We start from the raw sequence: 14,302 nt of genomic DNA, 5'->3' as shown, positions 1-14,302 counted from the left end.
GTGGGCCCCGTGCTCATCGACACCTACGGCCGGGTGGCCACCGACCTGAGGGTCTCGCTGACCGACCGCTGCAACCTGCGCTGCACGTACTGCATGCCCGAGGAAGGGCTGCAGTGGCTGGGCAAGACGGATCTGCTCACCGACGACGAGATCGTCCGCCTGATAGGCATCGCGGTCACCTCGCTCGGCGTCGAGGAGGTCCGCTTCACCGGCGGCGAGCCGCTGCTGCGCCCCGGCCTGGTCGGCATCGTCGAGCGCGTCGCCGCCCTGGAGCCGCGGCCCCGGATGTCCCTGACGACCAACGGCATCGGCCTCAAGCGCACCGCCCCGGCCCTGAAGGCGGCGGGCCTGGACCGCGTCAACGTCTCCCTCGACACCCTGCGCCCCGACGTCTTCAAGGCCCTCACCCGCCGCGACCGCCACCGGGACGTCCTGGAGGGCCTGACGGCCGCGCGCGAGGCCGGCCTCACCCCCGTGAAGGTCAACTCCGTGCTGATGCCGGGGCTCAACGACGACGAGGCCCCCGACCTGCTCGCCTGGGCCGTCGAGCACGACTACGAACTGCGGTTCATCGAGCAGATGCCCCTCGACGCCCAGCACGGCTGGAAGCGCGACGGCATGATCACCGCTGGGGACATCCTCGACTACCTGCGCACCCGCTTCGACCTCACGCCCGAGGGCGACGAGGCCCGCGGCTCCGCCCCCGCAGAACGCTGGCTGGTCGACGGCGGCCCGCACCGCGTCGGCGTCATCGCCTCCGTCACCCGCCCGTTCTGCCGGGCCTGCGACCGCACCCGCCTCACCGCCGACGGGCAGATACGCACCTGCCTGTTCGCCACCGAGGAGACCGACCTGCGCACCGCCCTGCGCTCCGGCGCACCCGACGAGGAGATCGCCCGCCTGTGGAAGGCGGCCATGTGGGGCAAGAAGGCCGGCGCGGGCCTGGACGATCCCTCGTTCGTCCAGCCGGACCGGCCGATGTCCGCGATCGGCGGCTGACCGCGATCGGCGGCTCACCGCGTCCGCGGCGGGTCAGGACCCCTGTCGGGACTCCCACTGAGCGAGCAGGACGACGTCCTTCAGGAAGCCTCGCACGCCCAGGAACTGCGACAGATGCTCCCGGTGCTCCTCGCAGGCCAGCCAGGTCTTGCGCCGCTCCGGCGTGTGCAGCTTCGGGTTGTTCCACGCCAGCACCCACACGGCGTCGGCGCGGCAGCCCTTGGCGGAGCACACGGGGGTCTCGTCGGTCACGGTTCGTCTCACAGGTCCGTACAAAAGGCGACGCCGAGCAGCCACGGGGGGAGCTGCCCGGCGTCGGTCCGTCGCTCCGACGGGGGATGCGGAGCGCGTACGAAGTATGTCACGGGTAACCGTCCGCCGGGCACCGGAACGTCATGATTGATCTGAGCTTTTCCTGAGCTTTGTGCGCAGTGGGTCCTCGGCCTGCGCGTCGTCCACGCCGCCGGGTTCCTCCGCGTTCCCGCCCGGCGCCGGGGGAGGGGAGATCATCGGCGGATGGGGCACGGTCACGAACGTCGACGGCAGCCCCGGCGCGTTCTCCCGGCCCGCGTTCGCGACGACCACCGCGATATAGGGCAGCACCATGCCGAGCACCAGCCCGACGATCGCGACATGCCGCTCGACGTTCCACAGCACCGCCGCGAGGATCACCGAGAGGGTCCGCACCGACATCGAGATGATGTAGCGCCGCTCCCGCCCGCGGACGTCGTCGTGCAGCCCCTGCCGGGCGCCGGTGATCCGGTACACCTGGGCGTTCCCGCCGCCGCGCCGCTTCAGCATCGCCTTCCACCATCCGCCCGCATCGCGCTGTTCCCCCCGGACACCTCCACGGTACGCCGCCACCCCGCGCTCGCGGAGACCGGGGGCGTCCCCCGTTCGGCCGAGGCCGGCATGCGGCTCCGGGCGCCCCGGCCGAGACTGGGCGTAATGCTCACGCAGATCCGGACGAGGAGGCAGCCATGGGCTGGTTGTGGGCGATCATCGTGGGATTCGTGCTGGGCCTGATCGCCAAGGCGGTCATCCCGGGCAAACAGCACAGTCCCCTCTGGCTGACCACCATCTTCGGCATCCTGGGCGCCATCGTCGGCAACGCCGTGGCCCGGGGATTCGGCGTCGACGAGACGCCGGGCATCGACTGGAGCCGGCACATCTTCCAGCTGGTGGCCGCGATCGTCATCGTGTTCCTCGGCGACATGGTCTACATGGCGCTGCGCGGCAACCGGCGCCGGGCCTGAGCCACGCCGTACGGCGCGGGGGCGTACGCCGTCCCCGGCGGCCGCCCCCGCGCCGGGCGTACGGGTGCTCAGCCGCCGGCGACCTCGACCGCGGCCAGGTTCTTCTTGCCCCGGCGCAGCACCAGCCAGCGGCCGTGCAGCAGGTCCTCGCGCGCGGGCACGGCGTCCTCGGAGACGACCTTGACGTTGTTCACGTAGGCGCCGCCCTCCTTCACCGTGCGGCGCGCGGCCGACTTGCTCGGCACCAGGCCGACCTCCGCGAACAGGTCCACCGCCGGGCCCAGCTCGGCCACCGTGACGTGGGGCACCTCGGACAGCGCCGCGGCGAGCGTCCGCTCGTCGAGACCGCCCAGTTCGCCCTGGCCGAACAGCGCCCGGGACGCGGCGATCACGGCGGCCGTCTGGTCGGCGCCGTGCACGAGCGTCGTCAGCTCCTCGGCCAGCGCCCGCTGCGCGGCGCGGGCCTGCGGCCGCTCCTCGGTCTGCTTCTCCAGCTCCTCGAGCTCCTCACGGGACCTGAAGGACAGAATCCGCAGGTAGCGCGAGATGTCCCGGTCGTCGACGTTCAGCCAGAACTGGTAGAACGCGTACGGCGTCGTCATCTCCGGGTCGAGCCAGACGGCGCCGCCCTCGGTCTTGCCGAACTTGGTGCCGTCCGCCTTCGTCATCAGCGGCGTCGCCAGCGCGTGCACGGTGGCGTCCGGCTCCAGCCGGTGGATCAGGTCGAGGCCGGCCGTGAGGTTGCCCCACTGGTCGCTGCCGCCCTGCTGGAGCGTGCAGCCGTAGCGCCGGTAGAGCTGCAGGAAGTCCATGCCCTGGAGCAGCTGGTAGCTGAACTCCGTGTAGCTGATGCCCTCGGAGGACTCCAGCCGCCGGGCGACCGGCTCCTTCGTCAGCATCTTGTTGACGCGGAAGTGCTTGCCGATGTCGCGCAGGAACTCGATCGCGGAAAGGTTCTGCGTCCAGTCGAGGTTGTTGACCATCACGGCCGCGTTCTCGCCCTCGAAGGACAGGAACGGCTCGATCTGGCCGCGCAGCCGGTCGACCCAGCCGGCGACGGTCTCCGGGTCGTTGAGCGTGCGCTCCGCGGTCGGGCGGGGGTCGCCGATCAGGCCCGTCGCGCCGCCGACCAGGGCCAGCGGCCGGTGCCCGGCCTGCTGCAGCCGCCGTACGGTCAGCACCTGCACCAGATGCCCGACGTGCAGCGACGGCGCGGTCGGGTCGAAGCCGCAATAAAACGTGACGGGACCGTCCGCGAGCGCCTTGCGCAAAGCGTCCTCATCGGTGGACAGGGCGAACAGCCCCCGCCACTTCAGCTCGTCGACGATGTCCGTCACGGTTCTCGCGTCTCCTTGGATGATCTCTCGGGTGGCCCGGTGCGACACCGGGCCACGAACGACTACGAGGTTATACGCCCCGGCTGACAGAACTCATATTGAAATCCGGGATGCGCAGCGGGGGCATCGCGGCCCGGGTGAACCAGTCGCTCCACTCCCGCGGCAGCGTCTTCTCCGTGCGCCCCGCCTCGGTCGCCCGCCCCAGCAGCCCGACCGGCGACTCGTTGAACCGGAAGTTGTTCACCTCGCCGGTCACCTCGCCGTTCTCCACCAGGTAGACGCCGTCCCGGGTCAGGCCCGTCAGCAGCAGCGTCGCCGGGTCGACCTCGCGGATGTACCACAGGCACGTGAGCAGCAGCCCGCGCTCCGTGTCCGCGACCATGTCCGCCAGCGAGCGGTCCTCGCCGCCGTCGAGGACCAGGTTGTCGATGGACGGCGCGAGCGGCAGTCCGGTGAGCCCGGCGGTGTGCCGGGAGGTGAGCAGATGCCTCAGCTCTCCCTCGGCGACCCACTCGGTGGGGGCCAGCGGCAGGCCGTTGTCGAACACCGAGGAGTCGTCGCCGGAGGAGTGCGTCAGCACGAAGGGGGCGCACTCGAGGCCCGGCTCGTCGGGGTCGCTGCGCAGGGTCAGCGGCAGCTCGGTCAGCCGCTCGCCGACGCGGGTGCCGCCGCCCGGCTTGGAGAACACGGTGCGGCCCTCGACCGCGTCCCGGCCCGACGCCGACCACATCTGGTAGATCAGCAGGTCCGCCACCGCGGTCGGCGGCAGCAGCGTCTCGTACCGCCCGGCCGGCAGCTCGGTCCGGCGCTCGGCCCAGCCGAGGCGTACGGCCAGCTCAGCGTCCAGTGCCAGCGGGTCGACGTCCTTGAAGCCACGGGTCGAGCGGCCCGCCCACGCCGAGCGGGCGCGGTCCGGCGACTTGGCGTTCAGCTCCAGCGTCCCGTTCGGCTGGTCGTGCCGCAGCCGCAGCCCCGCGGAGGTCCCGAGATAGCTGGAGGTCAGCTCGTGGTGGGCGAACCCGTACAGCTCGCGTCCGCCGGCCCGCGCGCGGGCGAACGCCTCGCCGAGCGCCGGCGCGAAGTCGGCGAACACGGCGGACGACGTCTCGGCTGGCGCGTCCGTGAAGTCCGGGCTCGCACCGGCCCCGGTCACCAGGGGCTGCGCGTCCTCGGCGGGCCCCGCACCGCGCGCGGCGGCCTCGGCGGCCCGCACCAGCGGCTCCAGCTCGTCCACGGTCACCGCCGACCGTGACACCACGCCGGTCGCCGTACCTTCCTTGCCGTCGACGGTCGCGACGACGGTGAGGGTGCGTCCGCGCGTGACGCCGTTGGTGGTCAGCGCGTTGCCGGCCCAGCGCAGGTTCGCCGTGGAGTGCTCGTCGGCGATCACGACGCAGCCGTCCGCCCGGGACAGTTCCAGGGCCCGCTCGACGATCTCGTGCGGCTTGTTGGCGGACACGCTCATCGACCGGCCTCCTGCGTCGTGTTCAGAATGTTGACGCCCCTGAAGAGGGCGGACGGGCAGCCGTGCGAGACGGCCGCGACCTGGCCCGGCTGGGCCTTGCCGCAGTTGAAGGCGCCGCCCAGTACGTACGTCTGCGGGCCTCCGACGGCCGCCATGGAGCCCCAGAAGTCGGTGGTCGTCGCCTGGTAGGCCACGTCCCGCAGCTGGCCGGTGAGCCGGCCGTTCTCGATCCGGAAGAAGCGCTGGCCCGTGAACTGGAAGTTGTAGCGCTGCATGTCGATGGACCACGACCGGTCGCCGACCACGTAGATGCCCCGGTCGACGCCTCCGATGAGGTCCTCGGTCGACATCCCGGCCGGGTCCGGCCGCAGTGAGACGTTGGCCATGCGCTGCACCGGCACGTGCGCGGGGGAGTCCGCGAACGCGCAGCCGTTGGACCGCTCGAACCCGGTGAGCCGCGCGATCCGCCGGTCCAGCTGGTAGCCGACCAGCGTGCCGTCCTTCACCAGGTCCCACGACTGCGCCTCGACGCCCTCGTCGTCGTAGCCGACGGTGGCCAGGCCGTGCTCGGCGGTGCGGTCGCCGGTGACGTTCATCAGCTCGGAGCCGTATTTCAGCTTGCCGAGCCGGTCGAACGTCGCGAACGAGGTGCCCGCGTAGGCGGCCTCGTAGCCGAGCGCGCGGTCGAGTTCGGTGGCGTGCCCGATGGACTCGTGGATGGTCAGCCACAGGTTGGACGGGTCGACCACCAGGTCGTACAGCCCCGGCTCCACGCTCGGCGCGCGCATCTTCCCGGCGAGCAGCTCAGGCAGCTCGGCCAGCTCCGCGTCCCAGTCCCAGCCGGTGCCCGTCAGGTACTCCCAGCCGCGCCCGACCGGCGGGGCGATGGTCCGCATCGAGTCGAACTCGCCGCTGGAGTCGTCCACCGAGACGGCCGTCAGCTGCGGATGCAGCCGCACCCGCTGCTGCGTGGTCACCGTCCCGGCCGTGTCGGCGTAGAACTTGTTCTCGTGCACGGTGAGCAGCGAGGCGTCGACGTGGTCGACCCCGTCGGCCGCCAGCAGCCGCCCGCTCCACTCGGCCAGCAGCCCGGACTTCTCCTCGTCCGGCACCGTGAACGGGTCGATCTCGTACGACGAGACCCAGGTCCTGTCCGCGTGCACGGGCTCGTCGGCCAGCTCCACGCGCTCATCGGACCCGGCCGCCCGGATCACCTGGGCCGACAGCTTCGCCATCGCCACCGCCTGCGAGGCGACCCGTGCCGCCGCGTCCATCGTCAGGTCCACGCCCGACGCGAAACCCCAGGTTCCGCCGTGGACGACGCGGACCGCGTAGCCGAGGTCCGTGGTGTCCGACGAGCCGGACGGCTTGCCGTCCCGCAGCCGCCAGGACGCGCTGCGCACCCGCTCCAGCCGGAAGTCGGCGTGCTCCGCCCCGAGCGCACGCGCGCGTGCCAGCGCGGCGTCCGCCAGGGCGCGTAGCGGGAGCGCCAGGAATGACTGATCGACTTCGTGGGGCACGAGTGGGATCCCTTCGAGGTGCTCTCCTGCGATGGCCGTCACCGGCAGTGAATCATGGCTCGCAGGCGGGCTTCCGCCGAAAATCCGGGATCGACCGGTCCGGCCCGCCGGTCAGGGCGCGGCGATCGTCGCGACGACGGCGATGATCACGAAGATGGCGAGGAACGAGCCGAAGACGAGCAGCATCTTCTTCTGACCGTTGCGGGGGTTCGGGTCGAGCACAGGCATACGGCAAGTCTCGCACCCCCGCCGCGCAGCGGGCCCCCGGGGGTGTCAGCGGCGCGCCTCGTCCTCGACCGTGCGGTCCCGGCCGGCCAGGACGCCCACGGCCGTCTGCGGGATCATCAGCGCGGCCATCAGGGCCAGCGGCAGGCCCCAGCCGCCGCTGTGCTGGTAGAGCACGCCCACCAGGAGCGGACCGGGGATGGACAGCAGATAGCCGGCGCTCTGCGCGAAGGCCGACAGCTGGGCGACGCCCGCGCCCGTCCGGGCCCGCATGCCGACCATGGTCAGGGCCAGCGGGAAGGCGCAGTTGGACACGCCGAGCAGCACGGCCCACGCCCAGGCCCCGCCGGCGGGCGCGAGGTACAGGCCGGCGTACCCGGCGAGCCCGCAGGCGCCCAGCGCCACCACGATCGGGCCCTGGTGCGGCAGCCGGGTGGCCAGCCGCGGGATGACGAAGGCCAGGGGCACGCCCATCACCATGGTGACGGCGAGCAGCACCCCGGCCGTGCCGGCGGGCACGCCGGCGTCCCGGAAGATCTGCGCCATCCACCCCATGGTGACGTAGGCGCCGGTGGCCTGGAGGCCGAAGAACACCGCAAGAGCCCAGGCGGTGCGGCTGCGGGTGATCCGCAGGGCGGGCGCGGGCGCGGGCGCGGACGGCAGCTCGGCGGCCGGTTCCCGGTCCCGTGCGAACGCCAGCCACGGCGCCACGGCGGCCCCGGCGAGTCCCGCCCACACCGCGAGACCCGAGCGCCAGTCGCCGCCGAGGGCGTCGGTCACGGGCACGGTGACCGCGGCGGCCGTCGCGGTGCCGAGGGCGAGGGCCATGGAGTAGAGGCCGGTCATGGTGCCGACCCGGTCGGGGAAGCGGCGCTTGACGATGACCGGCATCAGGACGTTGGCGACCGCGATGCCGGCCAGCGCGAGGGCGGTGGCGGCGAGGAAGCCGGCCGTGCCGCCGGCGTAGGGGCGCACCAGCAGGCCGGCGGCGATGGCCGTCATGCCGGCGCACACCACCGCCCCCGCCCCGAAGCGGCGGGCCAGACGCGGGGCGGTGACGCCGAAGACGGCGAAGCACAGCGGCGGCACCGAGGTCAGCAGCCCGGCCACGCTGCCGCTCATGCCGAGCCCTTCACTGACCTCCTCCAGCAGGGCGCCGAGGCTGGTGATGGCGGGGCGGAGGTTCAGGGCGGCCAGGACGATGGCGACGACGGTCAGCCGGGCGGCCCACGCGCGCGGGGCGCCGGCCGCCCGGTGCGCCGGACCCCTGCCGACCGTGCCGCCCGGTCCGCCTGCCGCACTCGATCCGCGCGATCCGTCCGTCCTGGGTGCCCGGGTCCCGAGCGTCCGGGTCCTGAGCATCCGGGTCCTGGGTATCCGGCTCGTACGGGTTTCCTTGCTCGCCATGTCAGCCATCATAGAATCATGGGATGATTGGGTGACCATCCCCCGTGCGGCCGGCGGTCGCCCGGTCCGTGCAAAGGTGTGCCATGGCCCTGAGTCACCCCCGCCGCTCGGCCCTGTCCGAGCAGGTCATCGCCGAGCTGCGCACCCAGATCACCTCCGGCGAATGGCCCGTCGGCTCCCGCATCCCGACCGAGACCGAGCTGGTCGAACAGCTCGGAGTCGCCCGCAACACGGTCCGCGAGGCCGTCCGCGCCCTCGCCCACAACGGGCTCCTGGACATCCGCCAGGGCTCCGGCACCTACGTCGCGGCCACCAGCGAGCTGGCGGGCGTCATGCACCGCCGGTTCGCCGACGCGGACCCCCGGCACATCGCCGAGCTGCGCTCCGCCCTGGAGTCGGCCGCGGCGCGGCTGGCCGCCGAACGGCGCACCGAACGGGACCTCGGACAGCTCGACGCCCTGCTGAGGCGGCGGGAGGAGGCCTGGGAGTCCGGTGACAGGGAGGAGTTCGTGACCGCCGACGCCACCTTCCACCTGGCCGTCGTGGCCGCCTCGCACAACGACGTCATGACCGAGATGTACGCCGACCTCGGCGAGGTGCTGCGCGACTGGCTCCGCGACGACATCGGCGACGAGCTGACGCCGGAGACCTACCAGGAGCACGCCCGGCTGCTGGACGCCATCCGCGCGGGCGACGCGGAGACGGCGGCGGCCGTGGCCGCGGGCTACCCCTTCCTGTGCCGGTTCAGCTCCCCCGGTTCTGGTGGCTGACCCAGGCCGAGCGCACTTCCTTCCAGCAGCGGCCGGTCAGCCGTACCGTCGTGGCCGGCCCCGCGTCCACGGGCGCGCTGTCGGTGTCGAGGTCCCACCACCGGTCGCACTCGATGTGCAGGCGGACCCGGTCGGTGTCCACATAGGGGTTGTGACAGCGGGCGACCACCCGCGAGCCCCGCACGCTCGTGCCGCATTCGGCGCCGAACGGCGCCGGGGAGGGTGCGGAGGCGGGCCGGGCCGGAATCCCGGCCGGTACGCGCGCGTGGTCGAGGACGTCGTACGGCAGGGACGCGGTGAGGGCCACGGCGGCGGTCACTGAGGCCAGTTGGCGAAGCAGGCGCACAAGGGGGGACCTCCTCGGCCGTGCTGGGGAGGGACGCGTGGGTGAACGCGTAATCCAGAGTGCCCAGTTGTCCGCCTCCTCCGCTCGGCCGGTTGGGCCGAACGGGCGACGCCCCGTTCCCCGCGCGCGGCGGGGAACGGGGCGTTTCGCGAGACCCGGGGGCGCTACGCGCCGATGGCGTGCAGACCGCCGTCCACGTGGATGATCTCGCCCGTGGTCTTCGGGAACCAGTCGCTCAGCAGCGCCACGACGCCGCGGCCGGCCGGCTCCGGGTCCTTCAGGTCCCACTCCAGCGGGGCGCGGGTGTCCCAGACGGACGCCAGCTCGGCGAAGCCCGGGATGGACTTCGCGGCCATCGAACCGATCGGGCCCGCCGAGACGAGGTTGCAGCGGATGTTCTGCTTGCCCAGGTCACGGGCCATGTAGCGGCTGGTGGCCTCCAGCGCCGCCTTGGCCGGGCCCATCCAGTCGTACTGCGGCCACGCGTACTGCGCGTCGAAGGTCAGGCCGACGACCGAACCGCCATTCTGCATCAGCGGCAGGCATGCCATCGTGAGCGACTTCAGCGAGTACGCCGAGACGTGCATCGCCGTGGCGACGGACTCGAACGGCGTGTTCAGGAAGTTGCCGCCGAGCGCGTCCTGCGGGGCGAAGCCGATGGAGTGCACGACGCCGTCCAGGCCGCCCAGCTCCTCGCCGACCAGGTCCGCGAGCCGCCCGAGGTGCTCGTCGTTGGTGACGTCCAGCTCGATGACCTTGGTGGGCTTCGGCAGCTTCCTGGCGATGCGCTCGGTCAGCGTGGGCCGCGGGAACGCGGTCAGGATGATCTCCGCACCCTGCTCCTGGGCCAGCCTCGCAGTGTGGAAGGCGATGGAGGACTCCATCAGCACACCGGTGATCAGGACGCGCTTGCCCTCGAGAATTCCGCTCATGGTGATCAGTGACCCATTCCCAGTCCGCCGTCAACGGGAATGACGGCTCCAGTGATGTACGAGGCGTCGTCCGAGGCGAGGAACCGCACCGTCGCGGCGATCTCCTCGGGGCGCGCGTACCGGCCGAGCGGCACCTGCGCGACGATGCCCGCGCGCTGCTCCTCGGACAGTGCCTGGGTCATGTCGGTGTCGACGAAGCCCGGCGCGACGACGTTGAAGGTGATGTTGCGCGAACCCAGCTCACGGGCGAGGGAACGGGCGAAGCCGACCATCGCGGCCTTGGAGGCGGCGTAGTTCGCCTGCCCCGCGGAACCGAGCAGCCCGACGACGGACGAGATGAGGACGACGCGGCCCTTCTTGGCGCGCAGCATGGCACGGTTGGCCCGCTTGACGACCCGGAAGGTGCCGGTGAGGTTGGTGTCGACGACCGAGGTGAAGTCCTCCTCGGACATGCGCATCAGGAGCTGGTCCTTGGTGATGCCGGCGTTGGCGATCAGCACCTCGACCGGGCCGTGTTCGGCCTCGATCTCCTTGTAGGCCTGCTCCACCTGCTCGGAGTCGGTGATGTCGCACTTGACCGCGAGAAAGCCGGCCGGCGGCTCACCCGAGCGGTACGTGATCGCGACCTTGTCGCCGGCGTCGGCGAAAGCGCGGGCGATGGCGAGGCCGATGCCCCGGTTGCCTCCGGTGACGAGAACCGAGCGGCTCAACGGATCACCCTTTCGATTGCGGTCGGATTCCCCCGCCCGAACACCTGGATGACAGGCGGCTTCCTACCAGAACCTATCGGGCGGCCCCCGCCCCGGGACATTCGGGCACCGACAGCGGCGCACCCGGTGACCTGTCGGATTCCTACAGTCGGCCGCGCATGGGCTGCGCCGTGGCCGCGCTCTTGAGGCGCCCTCGGCGCGAGCGGGGAGGGTGGGGGTAGCCCCCCTGTCCCCTAGGGGGCCAGGGTCAGGGTCGAGTGGGTGGATCACCGGATGGGTTCGCGTCCGCCGGTTCCGTACCTTCGAAGCGTGGCCGCAGGAGGCGGTCACGACCCGCTCGAGGACGGACCCCCGGAGGCATCATGTCGGCCAGCACCCACCCCCGCCCCCACCCGGCGAACACGGGCCGCGTCGACATCCGTCTGCCCTGGTGGGCGCTGGCGCTGCCCGCGCTCGCCTTCGGCGTCCTGCTCGCGATGATGATGAACCCCGCCGAGGCCCACGCCGCGGGCGAGGAGCCCGTCGTCGCCCACCTCGTCGAGCGCGTCCAGCAGCTCATAGCCCACTGAGGACGGGCGGAGCCGCCCGCCAACTACCCGCGCCCGATGGCTCGTTTTCTGCGAAGCTGGGACCCATGAGCGTCGCAGAACCCCGCAGGATTGTCCTCTTCCGGCATGCGAAGGCCGACTGGCCCCAGGTGAACGACCACGAGCGGCCGCTCGCCGAGCGGGGGCGCATGGACGCCGCCGTCGCCGGGCGCAAGCTGGCCGACTCCGGGATCCCCTTCGACCTGGCCCTGTGCTCCACCGCGACCCGGACCAGAGAGACGTGGAAACTGGCCGTGCAGGAGTTCCCGCACCGGCCGAAGACCGTCTACGAGGAGCGGATCTACGAGGCCTCGCCCGGCGAGCTGATCGCCGTGCTCAACGAGACTGCCGACGACGTCCACAACATCCTGCTCATCGGCCACAACCCCGGCATCCAGGGGCTCGCCGAGGTGCTGTCCGGCTCGGCCGAACCCGAGCCCCGCGAGCGGATGACCCGACGCGGCTTCCCGGCCGCCGCCTTCGCCGTGCTGTCCTTCACCAGCCCCTGGAAGTCCCTGGAGCCCGGCGTCGCCACCCTGCTCGACTACTGGGCCCCGTCCGAGTGACGGCGCCGCGTCCCCGGGCCGTCCTCGTCTCCGGGACCGCTCAGGGACGCGGCCGGTCAGCTCTCCTCGTGCGCGTCCGCCGCCTCGACCTCTTCGCGGGTGACGCCCAGCAGATACAGCACCGTGTCCAGGAACGGCACGTTCACCGCCGTGTGCGCGGCCTCCCGCACCACCGGCTTGGCATTGAAGGCGACGCCGAGACCCGCCGCGTTCAGCATGTCCAGGTCGTTCGCGCCGTCGCCGATGGCCACCGTCTGGGCCAGGGGCACGCCCGCCTCGGCCGCGAACCGGCGCAGCAGCCGTGCCTTGCCCGCCCGGTCGACGATCTCGCCGGTGACCCGGCCGGTGAGCCTGCCGTCGACGATCTCCAGCGTGTTGGCCTGCGCGAAGTCCAGGCCGAGGCGCTCCTTGAGGTCGTCGGTGACCTGGGTGAACCCGCCGGAGACCACGCCGACTTGGTAGCCGAGTCGTTTCAGCGTGCGAATCAGCGTGCGCGCGCCGGGGGTCAGCCGCACCTCGCTGCGCACCTTGTCCACCACGGAGACGTCCAGCCCCTTCAGCAGCGCCACGCGCGCGTGCAGCGACTGCTCGAAGTCCAGCTCGCCCCGCATCGCGGCGGCCGTCACCTCGGCGACCTCGGCCTCGCAGCCGGCGTGCGCCGCGAACAGCTCGATCACCTCGTCCTGGATGAGCGTGGAGTCCACGTCCATCACGACCAGGCGCTGCGCCCGCCGGTGCAGGCCCGCCGAGACGACCGCGACGTCCACGCCGAGCGCCGCCGCGTCGGTCACCAGGGCGGTGCGCAGCGGCTCCGTCTCCACGCCGGACACCGCGAACTCGACCGCCGTCACCGGGTACTTGGCGAGCCGGAAGATGCGGTCGATGTTGCCGCCGGCCCGGGTGATGCGGCCGGCGATCGACGCCGTCGCCTCCGCGGTGAGCGGGTGTCCGAGGACGGTCACCAGGGACCGGCCGAGACCGCGCGGGCGGTTGTCGCCGCGGCCGGAGATGATCTCCGCCTGCATCTTCATCGACTCCGCCCAGCTGTGGACGGTGGCCCGCAGATCGCCCTCCTGCCCGCGCGGCGGCTCGGTCACGAGCGCGCACAGCACGATCCGGCCACGGGTGACGACCTGCTCGATGTCGACCACGTCGACGGAGTAGGCGGCGAGGGTGTCGAAGAGTCCGGCCGTGATGCCCGGCCTGTCCTTGCCGAAGATCTTCACAAGGAGAGTGGGGACGTCAGAGGTCTGCGAAGCGCTCATGGTGTTCCCACGGTAACCGGCACGCAGTGCCCGCCGCCCGCGAGGTCCGCCTGCCGGACACGGAACACTGCACAACACTGGGTGGCGCCCGGGTGGCGTGCATCCGACGGCGTGGTTCACCGCTGCGGGGCTCGGGCGCCGACGCCGGGAGGGCTCGGGGATCACGCCGGTGCGGCTCAGGACCCGCGCCCGAGGGCTCAAGGTCCGCGCCGGGGCGGGCGTGGTGGCGGGGGCGGGCCGTCGCCGGGGGAGGCGGGCGGCCGAGGCGGTCGCTCGGGCGGGGGTTCAGGGGCCGCATGAGGGTGAGGGCGCCGTGCACGTCGACGCCGGCAGGTCGCCGAGGCCCAGTGCGCCCCGCCGAGCGCGACGACGCCGTGCCCGGCCCGCGTCACCGCGCCCAGCGCCGCCGCGAACAGGGCGATCACCGCCCCCGCCCGCGCGACGAGTGTCGGCCGCCGTGATGCCGACCCCCGCCCGCCGCAAGGACCGCAGGAAGAACCGGGACAGGAGCAGCGCACCGGTCAGGCCGACCCCCAGTGGCGTGATCTCGACGGCCGTGGCGGCCTCGGCGCCGTCGAGCCCGAACACGGACACCGCGCCGGACGACGTCACCGAACCGCCCGCCCCGAGCGCCACCACGGCCGCGGTCATCGGCCCCGCAGAGCCCTCCACGCCCCCGCATCCGACGCCCCCGCACCGGACGCGTCCGCCTCCAGCAGCCGCAGCCCGAGCGCCGCGGCGCCCGCCATCGCGGCCACCGCCCAGCTCACCGAGCCCGTCGCGGACAGCAGCACCTCACCCCACGGCACGCGCCGGCCGCGCCCCACCACCGTCCCCCCCGCCGGTCGAAGCGCTCATGGCGGACCCCCCGATCCGCGGCGCGGCCGGCCGCCGCTCATGTCCCCCTCGCGGGGATT

General features: G+C 72.6%; 18 protein-coding genes. 5 read left to right on the top strand and 13 right to left on the bottom strand.

Going from position 1 to position 14,302, the window contains the following annotated elements; translation table 11 throughout:
• Window positions 1-9 precede the first annotated feature (9 nt).
• Window positions 10-999: a GTP 3',8-cyclase MoaA gene (gene moaA, locus ACZ6KF_RS12790; protein ID WP_469238447.1), complete on the top strand. Its 990-nt coding sequence runs from the start codon at window positions 10-12 to the stop codon at window positions 997-999.
• 33 nt (window positions 1,000-1,032) lie between these two features.
• Here the strand turns inward: moaA and ACZ6KF_RS12785 are convergent, their stop codons facing one another.
• Window positions 1,033-1,251 (bottom strand): hypothetical protein, encoded by a 219-nt coding sequence (locus ACZ6KF_RS12785; protein WP_356632956.1) that lies wholly within the window; start codon window positions 1,249-1,251, stop codon window positions 1,033-1,035.
• Between the two features lie 141 nt (window positions 1,252-1,392).
• Window positions 1,393-1,800, bottom strand: coding sequence for a DUF3099 domain-containing protein (locus ACZ6KF_RS12780; protein ID WP_469238446.1), 408 nt, complete (start codon window positions 1,798-1,800; stop codon window positions 1,393-1,395).
• 179 nt (window positions 1,801-1,979) lie between these two features.
• Here ACZ6KF_RS12780 and ACZ6KF_RS12775 point away from each other — a divergent pair, with 179 nt between their 5' ends.
• A complete protein-coding gene (locus ACZ6KF_RS12775) occupies window positions 1,980-2,255 on the top strand; it encodes a GlsB/YeaQ/YmgE family stress response membrane protein (protein WP_356632952.1) in 276 nt (91 codons plus the stop codon).
• 68 nt (window positions 2,256-2,323) lie between these two features.
• Here ACZ6KF_RS12775 and tyrS read toward each other — a convergent pair whose 3' ends face one another.
• From tyrS to ACZ6KF_RS12750, 5 genes are all read right to left on the bottom strand, one after another.
• The gene (tyrS, locus tag ACZ6KF_RS12770; RefSeq protein ID WP_469238445.1) at window positions 2,324-3,592 is read right to left on the bottom strand and encodes a tyrosine--tRNA ligase; all 1,269 of its coding nucleotides are present in this window, start codon (window positions 3,590-3,592) and stop codon (window positions 2,324-2,326) included.
• A 70-nt stretch (window positions 3,593-3,662) separates the two neighbouring features.
• Complete coding sequence (locus ACZ6KF_RS12765) at window positions 3,663-5,057, bottom strand: metallopeptidase TldD-related protein (RefSeq protein ID WP_356632948.1); 1,395 nt, start codon at window positions 5,055-5,057, stop codon at window positions 3,663-3,665.
• Window positions 5,054-6,577 (bottom strand): TldD/PmbA family protein, encoded by a 1,524-nt coding sequence (locus ACZ6KF_RS12760; RefSeq protein WP_356632946.1) that lies wholly within the window; start codon window positions 6,575-6,577, stop codon window positions 5,054-5,056. The genes ACZ6KF_RS12765 and ACZ6KF_RS12760 overlap by 4 nt, the downstream gene beginning before the upstream one ends.
• A 111-nt stretch (window positions 6,578-6,688) precedes the next feature.
• Window positions 6,689-6,805: an SGM_5486 family transporter-associated protein gene (locus tag ACZ6KF_RS12755; RefSeq protein ID WP_356632944.1), complete on the bottom strand. Its 117-nt coding sequence runs from the start codon at window positions 6,803-6,805 to the stop codon at window positions 6,689-6,691.
• A 45-nt stretch (window positions 6,806-6,850) separates the two neighbouring features.
• Complete coding sequence (locus ACZ6KF_RS12750) at window positions 6,851-8,221, bottom strand: CynX/NimT family MFS transporter (protein WP_469238444.1); 1,371 nt, start codon at window positions 8,219-8,221, stop codon at window positions 6,851-6,853.
• Window positions 8,222-8,292: 71 nt separating this feature from the next.
• Here ACZ6KF_RS12750 and ACZ6KF_RS12745 point away from each other — a divergent pair, with 71 nt between their 5' ends.
• The gene (locus ACZ6KF_RS12745; RefSeq protein WP_356632940.1) at window positions 8,293-8,979 is read left to right on the top strand and encodes a FadR/GntR family transcriptional regulator; all 687 of its coding nucleotides are present in this window, start codon (window positions 8,293-8,295) and stop codon (window positions 8,977-8,979) included.
• On the opposite strand, the gene ACZ6KF_RS12740 is transcribed toward ACZ6KF_RS12745, so the two are convergent.
• The 3 genes from ACZ6KF_RS12740 to fabG form a co-directional block, all read right to left on the bottom strand.
• The gene (locus ACZ6KF_RS12740) at window positions 8,954-9,325 is read right to left on the bottom strand and encodes a hypothetical protein (protein WP_356632938.1); all 372 of its coding nucleotides are present in this window, start codon (window positions 9,323-9,325) and stop codon (window positions 8,954-8,956) included. The genes ACZ6KF_RS12745 and ACZ6KF_RS12740 overlap by 26 nt on opposite strands.
• A 164-nt stretch (window positions 9,326-9,489) precedes the next feature.
• The gene (gene fabI / locus ACZ6KF_RS12735) at window positions 9,490-10,257 is read right to left on the bottom strand and encodes an enoyl-ACP reductase FabI (protein WP_356632936.1); all 768 of its coding nucleotides are present in this window, start codon (window positions 10,255-10,257) and stop codon (window positions 9,490-9,492) included.
• A gap of 5 nt (window positions 10,258-10,262) precedes the next feature.
• Complete coding sequence (gene fabG, locus ACZ6KF_RS12730) at window positions 10,263-10,967, bottom strand: 3-oxoacyl-[acyl-carrier-protein] reductase (RefSeq protein ID WP_469160306.1); 705 nt, start codon at window positions 10,965-10,967, stop codon at window positions 10,263-10,265.
• A gap of 362 nt (window positions 10,968-11,329) precedes the next feature.
• Between fabG and ACZ6KF_RS12725 the strand changes: the two genes are divergently transcribed.
• Together ACZ6KF_RS12725 and ACZ6KF_RS12720 are read left to right on the top strand one after the other, a co-directional pair.
• Complete coding sequence (locus tag ACZ6KF_RS12725; protein ID WP_356632932.1) at window positions 11,330-11,536, top strand: hypothetical protein; 207 nt, start codon at window positions 11,330-11,332, stop codon at window positions 11,534-11,536.
• Between the two features lie 65 nt (window positions 11,537-11,601).
• Window positions 11,602-12,120 carry a SixA phosphatase family protein gene (locus tag ACZ6KF_RS12720; RefSeq protein WP_469238443.1) on the top strand — a complete coding sequence of 173 codons (519 nt, stop codon included), beginning with the start codon at window positions 11,602-11,604 and terminating at the stop codon, window positions 12,118-12,120.
• A gap of 56 nt (window positions 12,121-12,176) precedes the next feature.
• On the opposite strand, the gene serB is transcribed toward ACZ6KF_RS12720, so the two are convergent.
• From serB to ACZ6KF_RS12705, 3 genes are all read right to left on the bottom strand, one after another.
• Window positions 12,177-13,385: a phosphoserine phosphatase SerB gene (gene serB / locus ACZ6KF_RS12715; RefSeq protein ID WP_356632928.1), complete on the bottom strand. Its 1,209-nt coding sequence runs from the start codon at window positions 13,383-13,385 to the stop codon at window positions 12,177-12,179.
• A 285-nt stretch (window positions 13,386-13,670) separates the two neighbouring features.
• Window positions 13,671-14,036: a streptophobe family protein gene (locus tag ACZ6KF_RS12710; RefSeq protein WP_469175554.1), complete on the bottom strand. Its 366-nt coding sequence runs from the start codon at window positions 14,034-14,036 to the stop codon at window positions 13,671-13,673.
• A complete protein-coding gene (locus ACZ6KF_RS12705; protein WP_469160309.1) occupies window positions 14,033-14,194 on the bottom strand; it encodes a hypothetical protein in 162 nt (53 codons plus the stop codon). Before ACZ6KF_RS12705 ends, ACZ6KF_RS12710 begins: the two co-directional genes overlap by 4 nt.
• Window positions 14,195-14,302: the final 108 nt, after the last annotated feature.

This window comes from Streptomyces sp. NPDC046379, assembly GCF_055587785.1.
Note: the sequence above shows the minus strand (reverse complement) of the source record. Positions and strands in the feature narration are given on the sequence as shown.